This window comes from Zymomonas mobilis, from assembly GCF_006715975.1.
GTDB classification, from domain to species: Bacteria; Pseudomonadota; Alphaproteobacteria; order Sphingomonadales; family Sphingomonadaceae; genus Zymomonas; species Zymomonas mobilis_B.
In genome coordinates, this window is sequence record NZ_VFOF01000001.1 from 1,684,954 (window position 1) to 1,700,000 (window position 15,047).

The 15,047-nt window shown below is 44.9% G+C and carries 13 protein-coding genes, 1 tRNA gene and 1 pseudogene (1 of these 15 running past the window's edge); 9 read left to right on the forward strand and 6 right to left on the reverse strand.

Features of this window, described 5'->3' with window-relative positions:
• Window positions 1-313: 313 nt before the first annotated feature.
• The 6 genes from FBY58_RS07345 (at window position 314) to FBY58_RS07370 (ending at window position 3,926) form a co-directional block, all read left to right on the forward strand.
• Window positions 314-691 carry a hypothetical protein gene (locus tag FBY58_RS07345; protein ID WP_141920330.1) on the forward strand — a complete coding sequence of 126 codons (378 nt, stop codon included), beginning with the start codon at window positions 314-316 and terminating at the stop codon, window positions 689-691.
• Window positions 692-732: 41 nt separating this feature from the next.
• Window positions 733-1,053: a hypothetical protein gene (locus FBY58_RS07350; protein ID WP_141920332.1), complete on the forward strand. Its 321-nt coding sequence runs from the start codon at window positions 733-735 to the stop codon at window positions 1,051-1,053.
• 414 nt (window positions 1,054-1,467) lie between these two features.
• Window positions 1,468-2,172, forward strand: coding sequence for an SDR family oxidoreductase (locus FBY58_RS07355; protein ID WP_141920334.1), 705 nt, complete (start codon window positions 1,468-1,470; stop codon window positions 2,170-2,172).
• A 72-nt stretch (window positions 2,173-2,244) separates the two neighbouring features.
• Window positions 2,245-2,712 carry an RNA pyrophosphohydrolase gene (locus FBY58_RS07360; protein WP_141920656.1) on the forward strand — a complete coding sequence of 156 codons (468 nt, stop codon included), beginning with the start codon at window positions 2,245-2,247 and terminating at the stop codon, window positions 2,710-2,712.
• Between the two features lie 23 nt (window positions 2,713-2,735).
• Window positions 2,736-3,719, forward strand: coding sequence for a YdiY family protein (locus FBY58_RS07365; protein WP_141920335.1), 984 nt, complete (start codon window positions 2,736-2,738; stop codon window positions 3,717-3,719).
• Between the two features lie 131 nt (window positions 3,720-3,850).
• Window positions 3,851-3,926: transfer RNA gene (locus FBY58_RS07370), tRNA-Lys, on the forward strand.
• 17 nt (window positions 3,927-3,943) lie between these two features.
• Here FBY58_RS07370 and pnuC read toward each other — a convergent pair.
• Window positions 3,944-4,510 carry a nicotinamide riboside transporter PnuC gene (gene pnuC, locus FBY58_RS07375; protein ID WP_141920336.1) on the reverse strand — a complete coding sequence of 189 codons (567 nt, stop codon included), beginning with the start codon at window positions 4,508-4,510 and terminating at the stop codon, window positions 3,944-3,946.
• 410 nt (window positions 4,511-4,920) lie between these two features.
• Between pnuC and FBY58_RS07380 the strand changes: the two genes are divergently transcribed.
• The gene (locus tag FBY58_RS07380; protein ID WP_141920337.1) at window positions 4,921-5,244 is read left to right on the forward strand and encodes a YnfA family protein; all 324 of its coding nucleotides are present in this window, start codon (window positions 4,921-4,923) and stop codon (window positions 5,242-5,244) included.
• Between the two features lie 5 nt (window positions 5,245-5,249).
• Here the strand turns inward: FBY58_RS07380 and FBY58_RS07385 are convergent, their stop codons facing one another.
• The 4 genes from FBY58_RS07385 to pflB all read right to left on the reverse strand — a co-directional run bounded on the left by FBY58_RS07385 (window position 5,250) and on the right by pflB (window position 12,106).
• Window positions 5,250-6,401, reverse strand: coding sequence for a phosphotransferase enzyme family protein (locus FBY58_RS07385; RefSeq protein ID WP_141920338.1), 1,152 nt, complete (start codon window positions 6,399-6,401; stop codon window positions 5,250-5,252).
• Window positions 6,402-6,437: 36 nt separating this feature from the next.
• Complete coding sequence (locus tag FBY58_RS07390) at window positions 6,438-8,861, reverse strand: TonB-dependent receptor (RefSeq protein WP_141920339.1); 2,424 nt, start codon at window positions 8,859-8,861, stop codon at window positions 6,438-6,440.
• A 154-nt stretch (window positions 8,862-9,015) separates the two neighbouring features.
• Window positions 9,016-9,807 carry a pyruvate formate-lyase-activating protein gene (pflA, locus tag FBY58_RS07395; RefSeq protein WP_141920340.1) on the reverse strand — a complete coding sequence of 264 codons (792 nt, stop codon included), beginning with the start codon at window positions 9,805-9,807 and terminating at the stop codon, window positions 9,016-9,018.
• On the reverse strand, window positions 9,791-12,106 hold the full coding sequence (gene pflB, locus FBY58_RS07400) for a formate C-acetyltransferase (protein WP_141920341.1): 2,316 nt from the start codon (window positions 12,104-12,106) through the stop codon (window positions 9,791-9,793). Before pflB ends, pflA begins: the two co-directional genes overlap by 17 nt.
• A 763-nt stretch (window positions 12,107-12,869) precedes the next feature.
• Here pflB and FBY58_RS07405 point away from each other — a divergent pair.
• Window positions 12,870-14,300, forward strand: a complete 1,431-nt coding sequence (locus FBY58_RS07405) for a cytochrome ubiquinol oxidase subunit I (RefSeq protein WP_141920342.1) — start codon at window positions 12,870-12,872, stop codon at window positions 14,298-14,300.
• Here the strand turns inward: FBY58_RS07405 and FBY58_RS09640 are convergent.
• Window positions 14,277-14,369: pseudogene (locus FBY58_RS09640) on the reverse strand (hypothetical protein); the annotation flags it as partial. The gene FBY58_RS07405 and the pseudogene FBY58_RS09640 overlap by 24 nt on opposite strands.
• On the opposite strand from FBY58_RS09640, the gene cydB reads away from it, so the two are divergent.
• A protein-coding gene (gene cydB / locus FBY58_RS07410) for a cytochrome d ubiquinol oxidase subunit II (RefSeq protein ID WP_409373547.1) crosses the window boundary here: on the forward strand, window positions 14,335-15,047 show its 5' portion. It continues 280 nt past the right edge of the window; only the first 713 of its 993 coding nucleotides appear in the window; the start codon lies at window positions 14,335-14,337; its stop codon lies off the right edge, out of view. The pseudogene FBY58_RS09640 and the gene cydB sit on opposite strands and share 35 nt — an antisense overlap.

Below are 15,047 nucleotides of genomic sequence, written 5' to 3' on the forward strand. Positions count from 1 at the left end.
AGCCTGAAAATGGCTCCCTTTTTTATTGCCGTTTTTTATGAAAATACCGATTTTATCAGTGTGCTTTAATATTGTGATCTTAAGCATTTGGGTGGCTGTAAAATTATGGCTATCTCTCTTTGTCAACAGAAGCTAGTCATTGGTGTATCTTAGCTAAATAAGAAGATAACCATTCTTTATAAAATTCGATGAAAGTCATCTTCATCAATAATTAGATAGATAAATTAATATAAAACTGGATTTTTTATTTTATGATAGAGTATAGAAAATAGAATATTCTATCTTAACAAGATGCGGCTATAAGATTTTTGTCATGGAATTAAAAATAAATAACAATTATGCTTTGACGTCAGGTCAAAACAATTCAACTAAAATTGAAAATGAAGAATTTAATAGATTATTGGGATTAGATGAGACGCATAACAAAAATAATAAAGATAATTTTCAAAAAAGATTTATCAAATTTTCATTAATTTCTCTTGCAGTCTTATTTTCATTATTTCTATTCTTATTTCACGCTTCATGGATGAAATCTATAATATGGAGCGCTATTCTTGGTTCTGTATTGGGGTATATAATAACTAAAAGGCTTGAAGAAAAAACGAGCGATTCAGATATTCTACAGTCCATTCATAAAATAATTTCTCAATATAATTATGGTAATTTTAAAATATTTATACCTACAGAATAGGCAGAGACAGCTTCGTCGTTAATTCTGCTGGGTTAATTATTATGAATGAGTGGCATAATAAATTGAGTGCAACGGTTTTATTTCCTCAAAATATTCTGTCAGCCCGTATCAATACGGATACGGAATTACAGACAACAACCAAGCAGTCAGGTTCTTTTACCGTGGGTGCAGGAAAGGGATTATTTGGAGGGTATTCGACGGGAAGAAAAGCGCAATCAAAAACGGTTGCGGTTCATAAACACAGATTTGAACTAAGATATCAACTTTCAGCCAATTCTAATGTGCAATTAAAAACAATCGACTTTGGAAGCAACAGAGTGGAAGCTGATAATCTTTGCGATTTGGTTCAGAATTTACGATAGTTTTTTCTTTTGGATTTATCTTTTTAATAAAATTCGTGAATTCAAAAATAGCACATCAATAGGGATGATGTCTTATCAGCTCGGCAGAATATTCATCGAGTAGGATGAATATATTCTCTTTTTGAAAAAACACTGTCGATCTGCAATAAAAATTCAAAATATTATAACATAATATAAGATATAATAATCTGATTAAAGGCATTTAATCACTGATATGCCGAAAATCATCTGTGGTTTCAAAAAAGCGGCGAAAAGGTAACGCTCGTTCTGTCATTTTGAGTTATTGGCGGAATCTCTTTTTCATTTCTTTTATGATCCCTATGAAAACAGAGGAATAAAATTTTTCTTATTTTCTATTTTATTAGAAATTTTTTGTTCATTTTATTGAAATGATATTTTAATCATAAGAAGCCCATGAAAAACCCTCCTCTTGCCGATCAAATTGCTCTCGTTACAGGTGCCAGTCGTGGCATTGGTGCTGCCACGGCTAAAGCGCTAGCCGCCGCGGGGGCGCATGTGGTTTTGGTTGCCCGAACGGCCACCGATTTGGATAAAGTCGAAGAGCAGATTTACGAAAAAGGCGGGTCGGCGACGATTGCGCCGATGGATATTACCAATTCAGGAAGCTGCCATCATCTGGTCGCTGCTATTTCCGGCAGATGGAAAGCCTTGGATATCATGGTCATGGCCGCTGCCCGTTATGAAGCCCAGCCGTCTATCGTAACGATATCACCGGCCTTGCAGCAGATGATGGCCGTCAATGTGTTGGCACAGCAAAATTTGTTAAGCTGTTTTGATCCGTTGTTACAAAAAAGCCATTTAGCCCATGTCGTCGGGCTGACACTTCCTAAAAGCAAAGCACCTTTTCCCTATAATGGCAGCTATTACGCCTCCAAAATGGCGATGGAAGCCATATTACTGGCTTATGGAGCAGAAAATGCCGAGCGAGACACTGTCAAAGTAGCCTTGGCTGAATTAGAAGCGGTAGCAACAGAAGGACGCAAACGCGCTTTTCCAGACGAGAATAAAGATCTGTTGCGTTCTCCTGCCGAGGTGGCCGAAGCTATTGTCGCAATGATTATCCAAGATTATGCGAATGGATGGCAAGGTAAACTATAAAACACGATTGAATTTAAAGCTGCGTATTCGTGTTATTTTAGCATCATGATCGAGAAATTAAAGGAATATATGATGGATAAACTTGAATACCGGCCTGGTGTTGGCATTATGCTTTTGAATAAAGATAATCTTGTCTTTGCCGCATGCAGAAATGACATGAAGGAAGAGGCTTGGCAGATGCCTCAGGGGGGACTGGAACCAAAAGAAACGCCGGAAATTGGTGTTTTGCGCGAATTACAGGAAGAAACCGGCATTCCGCCCCGTATGGTTGCGATCATTACCCATACAAAAGAATGGCTGACCTATGATTTTCCAGCAGATTTGCAGGCTTCTTTTTTCAAGAACAAATATCGCGGACAGCGTCAGCTGTGGTTTCTTGCCCGTTATTTGGGACGGGATGAGGATATCAATATCAACACTGAAAAACCGGAATTCCGTGCGTGGAAATGGATTGAACCCAAAGAGTTACCGAATGCCATTGTTGATTTTAAAAAACCGCTTTACGAACAAATATTATCAGAATTCTCGTCCAGTCTTTAATTAATTTTCATCGGGAGGACAATTTGCATTCCAGGACGATTTCGCCTTGGTTACTTTGGAGAATTTCTCAGGGTGCTGTTCTTTTATCGTTAGTTCCGGTTAGCGAGGTCTGGGCAGAAGAGCCGCCAAAGCTGATCAAGGAGATGGTAACAAAAGCGTTAACCCTTGATGATCCCAAAACGGTTAAGGCTATCGTCCTGATTGCTAAAAAGACTGTGCCGGATTCTGCGGGTGAAATTGATGCCATGGTTGCGGATTACAATACCAAGGTTGAAGCCCGAGAAGCAGAGAAGAAGCGCAAGGAATTGCGTCAGGTGGCCGATTCCAGCATGTTCCAGAATTGGACAGGTTCGGTTGAGCTGGGTGGTGCGAAAATGACAGGTAATACCCGTCAATCGGCTATCTATGGCGCGGTTGCCCTTGAAAGAAACGGGATTAACTGGACCCATACCATTAAGGCCAGAACCGATTTCCAGAGCACCTATGGTGTTACATCGGCAGAACGCTTTACCGCTTCTTATCAGCCGCATTACAAATTTGACGAGCGACTTTATCTCTACGGTCTTGCGCTTTACGAACGCGATATGTTCTTGGGCTATCGCACCCGTATTACAGGCGGTAGTGGTATCGGTTATAAAGTCTTTGACCAGCCCAATTTATCGCTCGCGGTTGAAGGTGGTCCTGCCTATCGTCATACGATCTTTATTGATACGTCTAGACCGGATGGTCGCCGGATTAGAGATACGGCAGCTATGCGTGGCTCCTTTACGACCAAATGGATTGTTTCGCCGCTGTTAACGGTATCCGAAGATTCTTCGATCTTCTTTGAAAGCAAGGATATCACCGCCAGCTCGACGACTGCGCTTGAGACCAAGCTTATTGGTAATCTTTCGACGAAGCTGTCCTTTAGCGTTTACTACGAAAAAGACGTTTCGGCATCGAAACAGCCGATTGATACGACGAGCCGAATTACCTTCTCTTATGCTTTGGGGAAAAAGAAAAAATAGCGATATCAACGGGGTCAAAAGCGCTATTTTCAAATTAATGGGCAAAGTTTTTGAAAAAAACATTTGCAAAGCCCGTTTTTTTTGTTAATAGCGCGGACACAGACCGTAGCATTACGGTTTTAAATTATAGTGGACGCATAGCTCAGTTGGTAGAGCAGCTGACTCTTAATCAGCGGGCCCTTGGTTCGAGCCCAAGTGCGTCCACCATTTACTCCCTTACAATATCAGTCACAAGCTACGGCAGAATTTTCATTCTGCCATTTTTTTAGCCCAATCATCGCCATCACCATAAAAACAGAATAAAGCGCAGCCGTCAGCCAAAGACCGCGATAGCAGAATAATGCGGTGTAAAAGAAATCGACGATAATCCAAAGATACCAGTTGGCTTTATATAACCGTGCAGCCCAGAATTGGGCGACGACGCTATAACAGCTTAAAACCGCATCCAGCCACGGGAATGCGTCATCGGTATAATTTTTAAGATAGAAACCGAATAAGGCAGAAATCACGCCTGCTACCAACACATCCCTTAGTAACCATTTATAAGGTATGGCGATCACCGTCATGGCATTGGATTTTTGTTGATGGTGCCAATGAAACCAGCCGTAAATACTCGAAAAAAAGAAGAAAATTTGCAGCAAAAAATCGGCGTAAAGCTTGATAGAGAAGAAAATCTTACCGTAAAGTAGAGATGAAATACCGTAGAACAGCCAACATATCCGCCTTTGTCTGGTTGAAAAAACAATACCTAAAAGACTGGTCAAAACGGCCAGCCATTCTAAAACGGACACGATAAGATCTCTTTTATAAAAACGGCTGCCTTGACTTAGCCTTGGAATTACAGCGATGAAAGCCCGTATATGCGGCAATGAAGAGAATATTTTCCGTTTTGCTTGGTAACTGAAAGAAAGAGATTTTAGCCTAATCCTATTCAGAAGAGGGTTTAAAGCTCCCTTTTTAGCGTCCCAAAATTGGTGTCTTTTAAAAATCATATGATGTTTTGATATTTTTTAAGGCGTTTATATCGGGATACCGCGGATATCTATCTTGATAGGGATTATTCAGAATAAGCAGAGGCGTTAGATATTATAGGAATAGCCCCTGCCCTTGGCATTTCTGGTTAGAAAATATCTCTATATTCAAAAGCTTTTGATCCGATTATAGTCAGCGGCCTGCGCTCTTTTGGTCTAAAGGTATCCGAATGCTAGCCCTTCTTTATATTCCAGCGGCATTAGCCGAAATTACAGGGTGTTTTTCATTTTGGGCGTGGATCAGATTACATAAATCGCCGCTCTGGCTGTTACCGGGCGTTGCCTCGCTTTTGTTATTTGCGTGGTTGTTGACCTTTAGTCCGGCAGAAAATGCTGGCAAAGCCTATGCCATTTATGGCGGCATTTATATTGTGATGAGCCTGATATGGTCTTGGAAAGTTGAAGCGACTCCACCTGACCATTGGGATATTATTGGGGCGACGGTCTGCCTTATCGGGGCAGCCATTATCTTATGGGCACCCAGATCAATATAAGGATTTTAAGCCTTAAACTCTATGATGCTTTGCAAAAGCCTTTGGCCTTCTTCGCCAGAAAACCAGCGGCAATGTCCCAAAAGATAGTCATGGTAGGCGACTTCTGCTGAAGCGGTGTCCTGTAGTAATGTCCCAAAATAGGTAATTTCGGACAGCGCATATTCGATATGTTGCAAAGGTAAAAAGGCCGATAAAAGTTGCTTATCGGTTTGAGATAATGGCCGGACATCATGATAGCCGCGTAACAGCGCCAAAAGCTGGTCATAAAGCACAATGTCTTTACGGCTATCCATCGCAAGCCATTCGACCACATTGCGTTCAACCGCCGTTGCCAGATCAAACATCGCCGAAGTGTAATCAGCCATACCGAGATCCAGCACACAGCTTACTTTTGCGTTTTTCTCTTTACCTGTCCAAATCAGGTTAGAGCTATGCCAGTCTCCATGTCCCCAAAGCGGGATAATCGCCGGGATAAGAAGCCGTAATTTTTGATGAAAAGGCAGGATATTTTCAGTGATATCTTTCTGCCAGTTTTTTGTTTCTAGCTGTTTTGATAATTCGGGCTGTGCCGTTATCCAATCGGACAATGCGGCGATAAAATCATTATGTAAAAGAGTATCGCCCGCAGAAACCAGCAAAGCATGATGACGGGGGGCTTCGTCAAAGCCTTCGGCGGCCAGATGAAAATGTGCCAGCATTTTACCCGCTTCATAGGCATGTTCGCAGCAGAAAAAGGGCTCCCACGACATGACATCTTGATAGATGTCCATTCCTTTGGCGGCTGGGTGGATTTCATAAAGCCACGGGTCTTTTTCGATCAGGCTTTCCTGATTATCAGCGATCAAGGGCGTGCTGATCGGAAAGGCTTTTTTATCAAGGTGAAAAGCAAAGCGATGTTCTTTTATCAGCTCGCTTTTATTTCTGATGCGGCAATGATGGCGTTTTATAAAACGTTTTTGGTGATTATCCGTTTCAAATAAGGCCGCAGCAGAATAAGGCCGCCGACTATGCGACAGGATATTGATGGCCTTCCCCTGCCCGCTATAGGATGCAAGCACAGTATTTATTTCCGGCATTGTCAGATAAGGCCAGTCCCGTTTCGACTGATAACCGGAAACGCCAAACTGATGCACCGCCTTATCTGCGGCCTCTGTCATGATATCAACTTTCCCTTGGTGAATGCGTTGCTGATATCAGAATGCGCTACTTAGTGAAGCCAGAACAGCAAAGCCGCCGCCAATATAATATTGAGGCGCGCTGCCGGAAATTACCGTTCCATTGCGTCCAATCGTGTCATTGGCATTCATCGCCGGACTGGCAATGCCGGATAAATAATGGTTGTTGCCGATATTGATGAAATTCAGCCGAATTTCGGGATGTTTCAGGAAGGCTTCTTGCGTGAAGCGATAACCGACCGAAATATTACCCGTGACGTAAGCCGGTATCTTTTCATCATTCATAAAGCTGCCATATTGGGAGCCAGTATATTTAACGCTGGCCATGCCGAAAAAATGATGATCGTCATAGGTTACGCCCAGAGACCCTTGGAAAGCTGGGCTACGCACTGCTTTTTTACCCTTGGTCGGTAAGTAATCATCCCCAACCGCAAGGTCACTGGTTTGGCGCGTATAAAGATATTCGCCGGAGAGATACGGGCTGATGTGATGCCATGGCGATAAACCAATTTCAAAATCGACACCACGTGAGATTTGATTGCCCGCATTAATCGTCGATTGAATATGCGAGCCATTCTGGACAATAACGGTTTGCAATTGCCGATTGGAAAAATTGTAATTGAATAAGGTAAGGCTGCCCGTGACCAGATTATCGGAATAGCGATAGCCCAATTCTTCCGAGACGGAATATTCATTTTTCAGGTTTTTATTGCCGGTAACCAGCAATTCGCCGCTGGTTGGGTCATAGCTGTTATAAAGGGCGGTTTCATCGGCCGTTCTGAAATTGGTCGAGGCGCTGAAAAAGACATGGCTTTTGCTGTCGATTTGATAGCGCAGCCCTAATCTTGGTAGCGGTTCGGATGTCGAAAAATTGGCTTTATGCTGTAAGCCCGGCAAATAGTTATAACCATGCCTTGTCATGATGACTTCTTTGAAGCCGATATCAAAAGTCAGCTTGTTTTGTAAAAAAGACATATGATCGCCAAGGTAAACCGCATTCACATAAGTATGGGTGCGATTATCCGAGCCTAATAAAGGCGATCCATCGGGCATTTTGATGGTATTTTGGCCGTGATCTGCCCAGATATTGGCCGCATAGCCATTGCTGTCTACCGGCGTAAAACTATTCTGCTGTTTATCGGCGGAATAATCGAACCAATAGCCTAAAGTGATATCGTGGTTTTTAACCGACCAGATCGCGCTGGCATTGACACCTGCCCGTGCAGAACGCTGGGTATAGTTAGAACGGACGGTGGCCGTGCCGTCTGTGGCATTGGGTAGGTTGATTGTGCCCGCAATGGCTTCAGTGCCATTCCAGAGCCCGCTGTTATTCAATGTTGAGCCAGCCGGAACGTTACCCCTGTCCCATTGTCCATAAGGCGTAATTTTCAATTTAAGATTTGAGGCAGGTCGCAATTCGATCGGAGCAGCTAGGTAGAAAATCTCTTCAGGGGCGCGATAAAGACGCCAATAATCAGTGCCAGCGGCATCATTATTAACATCGTAACGGGAAGCGAGATTATTGCTGCCTGAAATGCCGTTTTCTTTCCAGCTTTGCTTGTCCACCTGTGGATAATAGCTGGTGATGCCTTTGTTCCACGTTCCTAAAAGAGAAACATGGTTATCATTGCCCCATTCTTTTAACAGTTTGGAATCGACATGCTGTTTTTCGTCATAGCCCGCGCCGCGCCAGTTATCGGTGCGAGCATGGGAATAGGAAACGAAGCCTTTTACGCCAGTATGGCCAATTTCACCGGTATCGAAGCGAAGAAATTGGCGGTTGGTATTGTAAGAACCATAAGAAAAATCGGCATAGCCGCCCATTTTATCGGCGGGTCTGCGAAAATTAAGATTCATGACACCACCGGCGGCATTCAACACCGGACTATCGAGATCAGCAGAGCCTTGGGCTAGGCCGATTTGTTGGTAATTTTCACTATCGGCAAATTGGGTCGGGTATCCGGTATAATAAGCCACGTCATTGAGAGGCATGCCTTCCAACACATAACCGATCGCGTCACCGCTTAGGCCGCGTATTGTGATGTTGGTTTGGGTTGAAAAGCCCAAAGGATCGGAAGATGTGACATTGGCACCCGGTAACAACGCCACCAGATCAAAAGCATTAGCGGTAGGGGCCTGTTTTTGGATAAAGTCAGTGGAGATATGGCTGACCGATCTTGTTTCCGTTTCTTTTTGAATAAGGCCGCCGCCAATATCATTCACGGAAAAGCCGTTGGCCGTTTTGAAAATAGGCCGCCCTGTGACAATGATCGTGTCACTTTTGGGGGTGTTTTTTTTAGAGGAATCGGCGTGGTCAGTTGTCGCCGCACAGGCAAAATTGACAGGAAAAAGGCTGTTTATTCCGGCAAAAAAGGCGGTCATTGCCAGAAGATTTCGATAACGCTTCGACCATTCTGGTGTCATAATATCCTGATAAAGCACCTTGTTCCCCCGATGCGGCGATAGCTGTGAAGAGGCGTTTTATTAGCCGCCGGTCAGTATCCCAACAAACAGCAATCGCCGGAACGATAGGCTATGATAGAAGTATCAAGACTCTGTCAAGATATTGCAAATGGTTTTCAATAAAGCCGATCAATCAGGATAGATTCAGGCCATTATCGCTAAAGATGCCACGCACATCTTTTAGTTGTTGGGGCGACGGCGGTTGTGTCTCGCCTAATTTATAGTCAAGGCCGCTGGCTTTCCATTTATATTCGCCCATTTTATGGAAAGGCAGAACGTCAACCCGCTCCACATTGCCTAAAGTGGCGGCAAAATCAGCCAGATTGGCTATTTCATTATAATTATCGGTTAATCCCGGCACCAAGACATAACGCAGCCAGACCGGCTTTTTCAAATCAGCTAAACGCTTGGCAAAGGCTAAGGTAGGCTGAAGTTCGACGCCAGTTAGATCTTTATAGCGTTTACCGTTGAAGGCTTTGATATCCAAAAGAACAAGGTCGCTATCAGCCAATAAAGCATCATCGGCCTGTGCCCCGAGAAAGCCCGCTGTATCAATGGCGGTATGAAGTCCCAGATGCTTGGCTGCTTTCAAAATGGCAGCCGTAAATTCTGGCTGAACCAGAGGTTCGCCGCCGCTGATGGTGATGCCGCCCCCTGCCCGTTTCAAAAAATCGGCATAGGATGCAATTTCTTCGGTGATTTCGGGCATGGTTACCTGACGGCCGTTTTTTAAAAACCAGCTATCAGGATTATGGCAATATTGGCAGCGCAAGGCGCAGCCAGCCAAGAATAGAACGAAACGCACACCGGGGCCATCAACAGCGCCCCCGATTTCGGTCGAATGAATTCGACCCGTGAGGCTGCTATCGCAGCCAGCCTCTTCAACGAGGCTGGCTGCGGATGGTCTTTTAATTATCAAGGCCATGGAAAGTCCGGTGAATAACGTCCATTTGCTGTTCACGGGTCAATTTCACAAAATTGACGGCATAACCAGAAACGCGGATGGTTAATTGCGGGTATTTTTCTGGATGATCGACGGCATCCAGCAAGGTATTCCGGTCAAACACATTGACATTCATGTGATGAGCGCCTGCACCGAAGTAACCGGACAGCAAACCAATCAGATTATCAATCCGTTCTTCTTTATTCATGCCCAAAGCATTCGGGACAATCGTAAAGGTATTGGAAATACCATCCTGTGCATGGGCGTAGGGCAATTTGGCAACCGAAGCCATGGAAGCAACGGGGCCTTTCAAATCGCGACCATGCATCGGGTTAGCCCCCGGTGCGAAAGGTTTACCTGCACGGCGACCATCAGGGGTATTGCCGGTCTTTTTACCGTAAACCACGTTGGAAGTGATCGTCAGAATAGACTGGGTTGCGACAGAATGACGATAAGTCGTCTGTTTCCGCAGCATGTTCATAAAGGTTTCAACCAGCCAGATCGCGATTTCATCGGCGCGGTCATCATTGTTACCATAAGCCGGATATTCGCCTTCGATTTCAAAATCGGTGGCTAAACCGCGCTCATCGCGAATGATTTTGACCTTGGCATGTTTGATGGCAGACAAGCTGTCAGCGGCAACAGAAAGTCCAGCAATACCACAAGCCATGGTACGCAAGATGTCGAGATCATGCAGTGCCATTTCGACCCGTTCATACATGTATTTGTCATGCATGAAGTGAATAGCATTCAAGGCATTGATATAGACGCTGGCCAGCCATTCCATCATTTGAACCATGCGGGATTTTACATCTTCGTAATCCAGCACGTCACCTGTGACAGGAGCAAAGGCAGGCGCAACTTGAACACCGCTCTTTTCATCGCGGCCGCCGTTGATGGCATAAAGCAAGGTTTTTGCCAAATTGGCGCGCGCACCAAAGAATTGCATCTGTTTACCAATGCGCATGGCGGAGACGCAGCAGGCAATGCCATAGTCGTCGCCCCAATAAGAGCGCATCAGGTCGTCATTTTCATATTGGATTGACGAGGTATCAATCGAAATCTTGGCGCAGTAGTCTTTGAAACCTTTAGGCAGATTTTCTGACCACAGAACCGTCAAATTCGGTTCCGGTGCGGGTCCCAGATTTTCTAAGGTATGCAAGAAGCGGAAGCTGGATTTGGTGACCAGCGTCCGGCCATCAATCGCCATACCGCCCAAGGATTCCGTGACCCATGTCGGATCACCAGAGAATAACTGATCATATTCCGGCGTGCGGAGGAAGCGGACAATACGGAGTTTCATCACAAACTGATCAACCAGTTCTTGTGCTTCGGCTTCGGTGATCCGGCCTTCTTTCAGATCGCGTTCAATATAAATATCGAGGAAGCTCGATACCCGTCCCAAGGACATGGCCGCGCCATTGGCTTCTTTCACAGCGGCGAGATAAGCAAAATACGTCCACTGGACAGCTTGCTGTGCCGTAACCGCAGGCTGTGAAATGTCACAGCCGTATTTTTTAGCCATAGCGGCCAGTTCGTGAAGTGCCTTGATCTGTTCGGCGACTTCTTCCCGTAATTTGATGGTTTCTTCATCAAACGGGTTACGTTCCAGTCGTTTTCCCTGTTCTTTTTTGTCTTCGATCAGGCAATCGGTACCATAAAGGGCGACGCGACGATAATCACCGATAATCCGGCCACGACCATAAGCGTCTGGCAGGCCGGTGATAATGCCGGAACGCCGACAAGCCATAATTTCCGGCGTATAGACGTCGAAGACCCCGTCATTATGGGTTTTACGCAGTGACGGGAAAATTTCAGACAGGCTCTCGTCTGCTTTAAAGCCGTATGCTTCCAGCCCTTTTTTAACCATGCGATAGCCGCCGAAAGGCATGATCGCTCGTTTCAGCGGAGCATCAGTTTGCAAGCCGACGACGACTTCCAGATCACGGTCAATAAAGCCTGGAGCATGTGACGTGATATTCGAGACAGTGGAGGTGTCTACATCCAGAACGCCGCCTTCTTTCTGGCGTTCGGCTTCCAGAAAGACTTTCAGTTTGTCCCAAAGTTTTGTCGTCTTGGGCGTGATATCGGCGAGAAAGTCGCTGTTACCGGTATAGCCAGTGACATTCCCTAGAATAAAGTCGCGGACGTCGATTTCTCGTTGCCATTTACGCCCTTTAAAACCCCGCCATGGATCAAGGGCAGAGTCCATCCGATGATTTTCGGCATTTGATGCCTGAGCGGCGGCAATGTCAGATTTTTCAAGGGTGGAAATGGTCATATCGCTTCAACCTTTGATTCTATGAGCGAGGGGAGACTTGGACGTCGTCTCTAACAAAATTTAACCCGATCTGACAGCTATTATTAAAACACAGAACAAGGTCGGTCTGTTTTTATCAGGTAACGCTAACAAAAAACAGAATCATTTGAAAAACAATCATATTATGGCGCATATTAAAATTACAAATTACACTACGAAACTATGACTTTTTGACTACAATAGGCTGAAAATCAGATAATATATGCCATTTCCGGCGATTGCTTTTTCTGTATAGAAAATAATTCGATTTCAAAAATCGTTATTTTCAATATTGAGACACAGGCCTGTTTTACCCTGTTGCTGTTCGGATTTATTCTTGAAATCACCATTATTCAACCACTCTATGATGGTCTTTTCAAATAAAGGCTATAGTTCTTTTATTTCTATTTTATTTAAAAATTGTTATTCATTTATAAATATCGTTATAACTACAGAAATATACTCAAAATAATCTGATATCAATATATTACTATTTTAAAATATATAAAAACAATAAATAAAATAGAGGAAATATAAAGTGTTAATTGGACTTTATTGAAGATAAATAGCGCATAGATAGATAATATTACCCCGAACGATCAAGAAATTCTCTATTGACACGATACCTAATGCTATCAATACATCCAATAGTATAAGGGGGCATTTTGCAGATTCAGGCAGCTGATACCTGAAGAAAAGCCCATAAAACCTAATAATTCCTAATATTATCGACGGAGCCATTTCTATGGTACCAGATGCGACCGCTCTAATGCTCGCCCGAATACAATTTGCATTCACGGTGGGCTTTCATATTATTTTCCCGGCTTTTTCTATTGGCCTTGCAGCCTATTTGGCTGTTCTCGAAGGTTTGTGGTTAAAAACAGGCCGGAATGTTTATCTTCATCTTTTTAAATACTGGATCAAAATTTTCGCGCTCGTATTTGGTATGGGCGTGGTTTCCGGTCTGGTTATGGCCTATGAATTCGGGACGAACTGGTCTCTCTTCTCTCAAAAAGCAGGGGCAATAACAGGCCCGCTTTTGGGATATGAAGTGCTTACCGCCTTTTTCCTTGAAGCAGGCTTTCTTGGCATCATGCTTTTTGGTCTGGGACGCGTCGGAAAAGGATTACATTTTCTGGCGACCTGTCTGGTTTCCATTGGAACCCTGATTTCCATGACGTGGATTTTGGCATCCAATTCATGGATGCAGACCCCTGCCGGTTATACCATTGATCCGAAGACTGGTCATTTCCTGCCAAAAAGCTGGTTTGAAGTCATTTTTAACCCGTCTTTCCCTTATCGCCTTGTGCATATGGGTATGGCTGCCTTTATTTGTGTCGCCTTTGTTGTTGGCGCTACGGCTGCTTTCCACATGCTGCGCGACCGCAAAAACGGTAAGCCAGTCAGTGAACCTGTCCGCGTTATGTTTTCCATGGCGTTATGGATGGCCGCCATTGCAGCGCCCTTCCAGCTTCTTGCCGGTGACATGCATGGCTTGAATACGCTGAAATATCAGCCTGCTAAAATCGCCGCAATGGAAGGTGACTGGGAAAGCGAAGGCCCTGCTTCTGAAATTCTGTTCGGTATCCCGAATATGAAAACCGAGCATACAGATTACGCCATCAAAATTCCTTATGCTGGTTCTTTGATCTTGACCCACAGCCTTAACGGTAAGGTTCCGGGTCTGAAAGATTTCCCGAAAGATCAACGCGCACCTTCCCCGATCCTGTTTTTCTCTTTTAGAATTATGGTCGGTCTTGGTGGTTTGATGATCCTGCTGGGTCTTTGGTCACTGCTTTTGCGTTTCCGTGGCAAGCTTTACAACAGCCCTGCCTTGCAATGGGCGACGCTGGTTATGGCACCGTCAGGTTTTATTGCCCTGTTATGCGGTTGGATTACGACGGAAGTCGGTCGTCAGCCTTATACCATTTACGGATTGCTGCGCACGTCTGACAGTGTTTCGCCGGTCATGTTGCCGAGTATGATTTTCTCGATGACGGCCTTTGTGATCGTTTACTTCTTCGTTTTCGGAGCGGGTATGCTGATCTTGTTCCGGATGCTTTCCCATCAGCCGTCTTCCCATGAAAGTGGTGCTGATCCGGAAAATGCTCTCCAGAACAGCCATGCCAAAGGGGCAACCCGTCTGGCAGAAGACCTTTCCGGTAAACGGAGTTAATAAGATGACTGCAACAGAATATTGGCTGCCCGTTATCTGGGCATGTCTGGCCGCAGTAGGTATCCTTATCTACGTTGTTCTTGACGGCTTTGATCTTGGGATCGGTATCTTGTTCTTTACCCAAAAGGATGAAGAACATCGCGATGTCATGATGAATACCATTGCACCGGTATGGGATGGTAACGAGACATGGATGGTTTTCGGGGGCGCTGTTCTTTTAGGCGCTTTCCAGACGGCTTATTCCGTAATTTTGCCAGCCCTTTATCTCCCGCTTATTGTGATGCTGCTCTCCCTTATTTTCCGCGGGGTAGCATTTGAATTTCGGGTGCAGGCACATACCAAAGAAGCGCGCTGCCTTTGGGGTTCCGCATTTATGGCCGGTTCAACCCTTGCGACTTTTTGTCAGGGTACGGTTCTGGGTGGATTGCTGCTTGGGATTAAGACCACGGGCAACCACTTTACGGGTAGCGCCTTAGATTGGCTCAATCCGTTCTCGATTTTCTGTGGCTTTGCCTTGGTTGTTGGTTATGGATTGTTGGGATCTGGATGGTTGATCTGGCGGACAGAAGGCGAATTACAGGCGTATGCCCGTCGGGCAGCCCGTTGTTTGGGTAGCCTTTTGCTTGTTTGCATCGCGGTTGTTGCCGTCTGGACGCCCATGCTGCGTTCAACCTATCTGCATACATGGACGAATAGCTCCAGCCATGCTGTTGCGGCTGTCGTTTTGGCGATATTAGCTATTTTGGT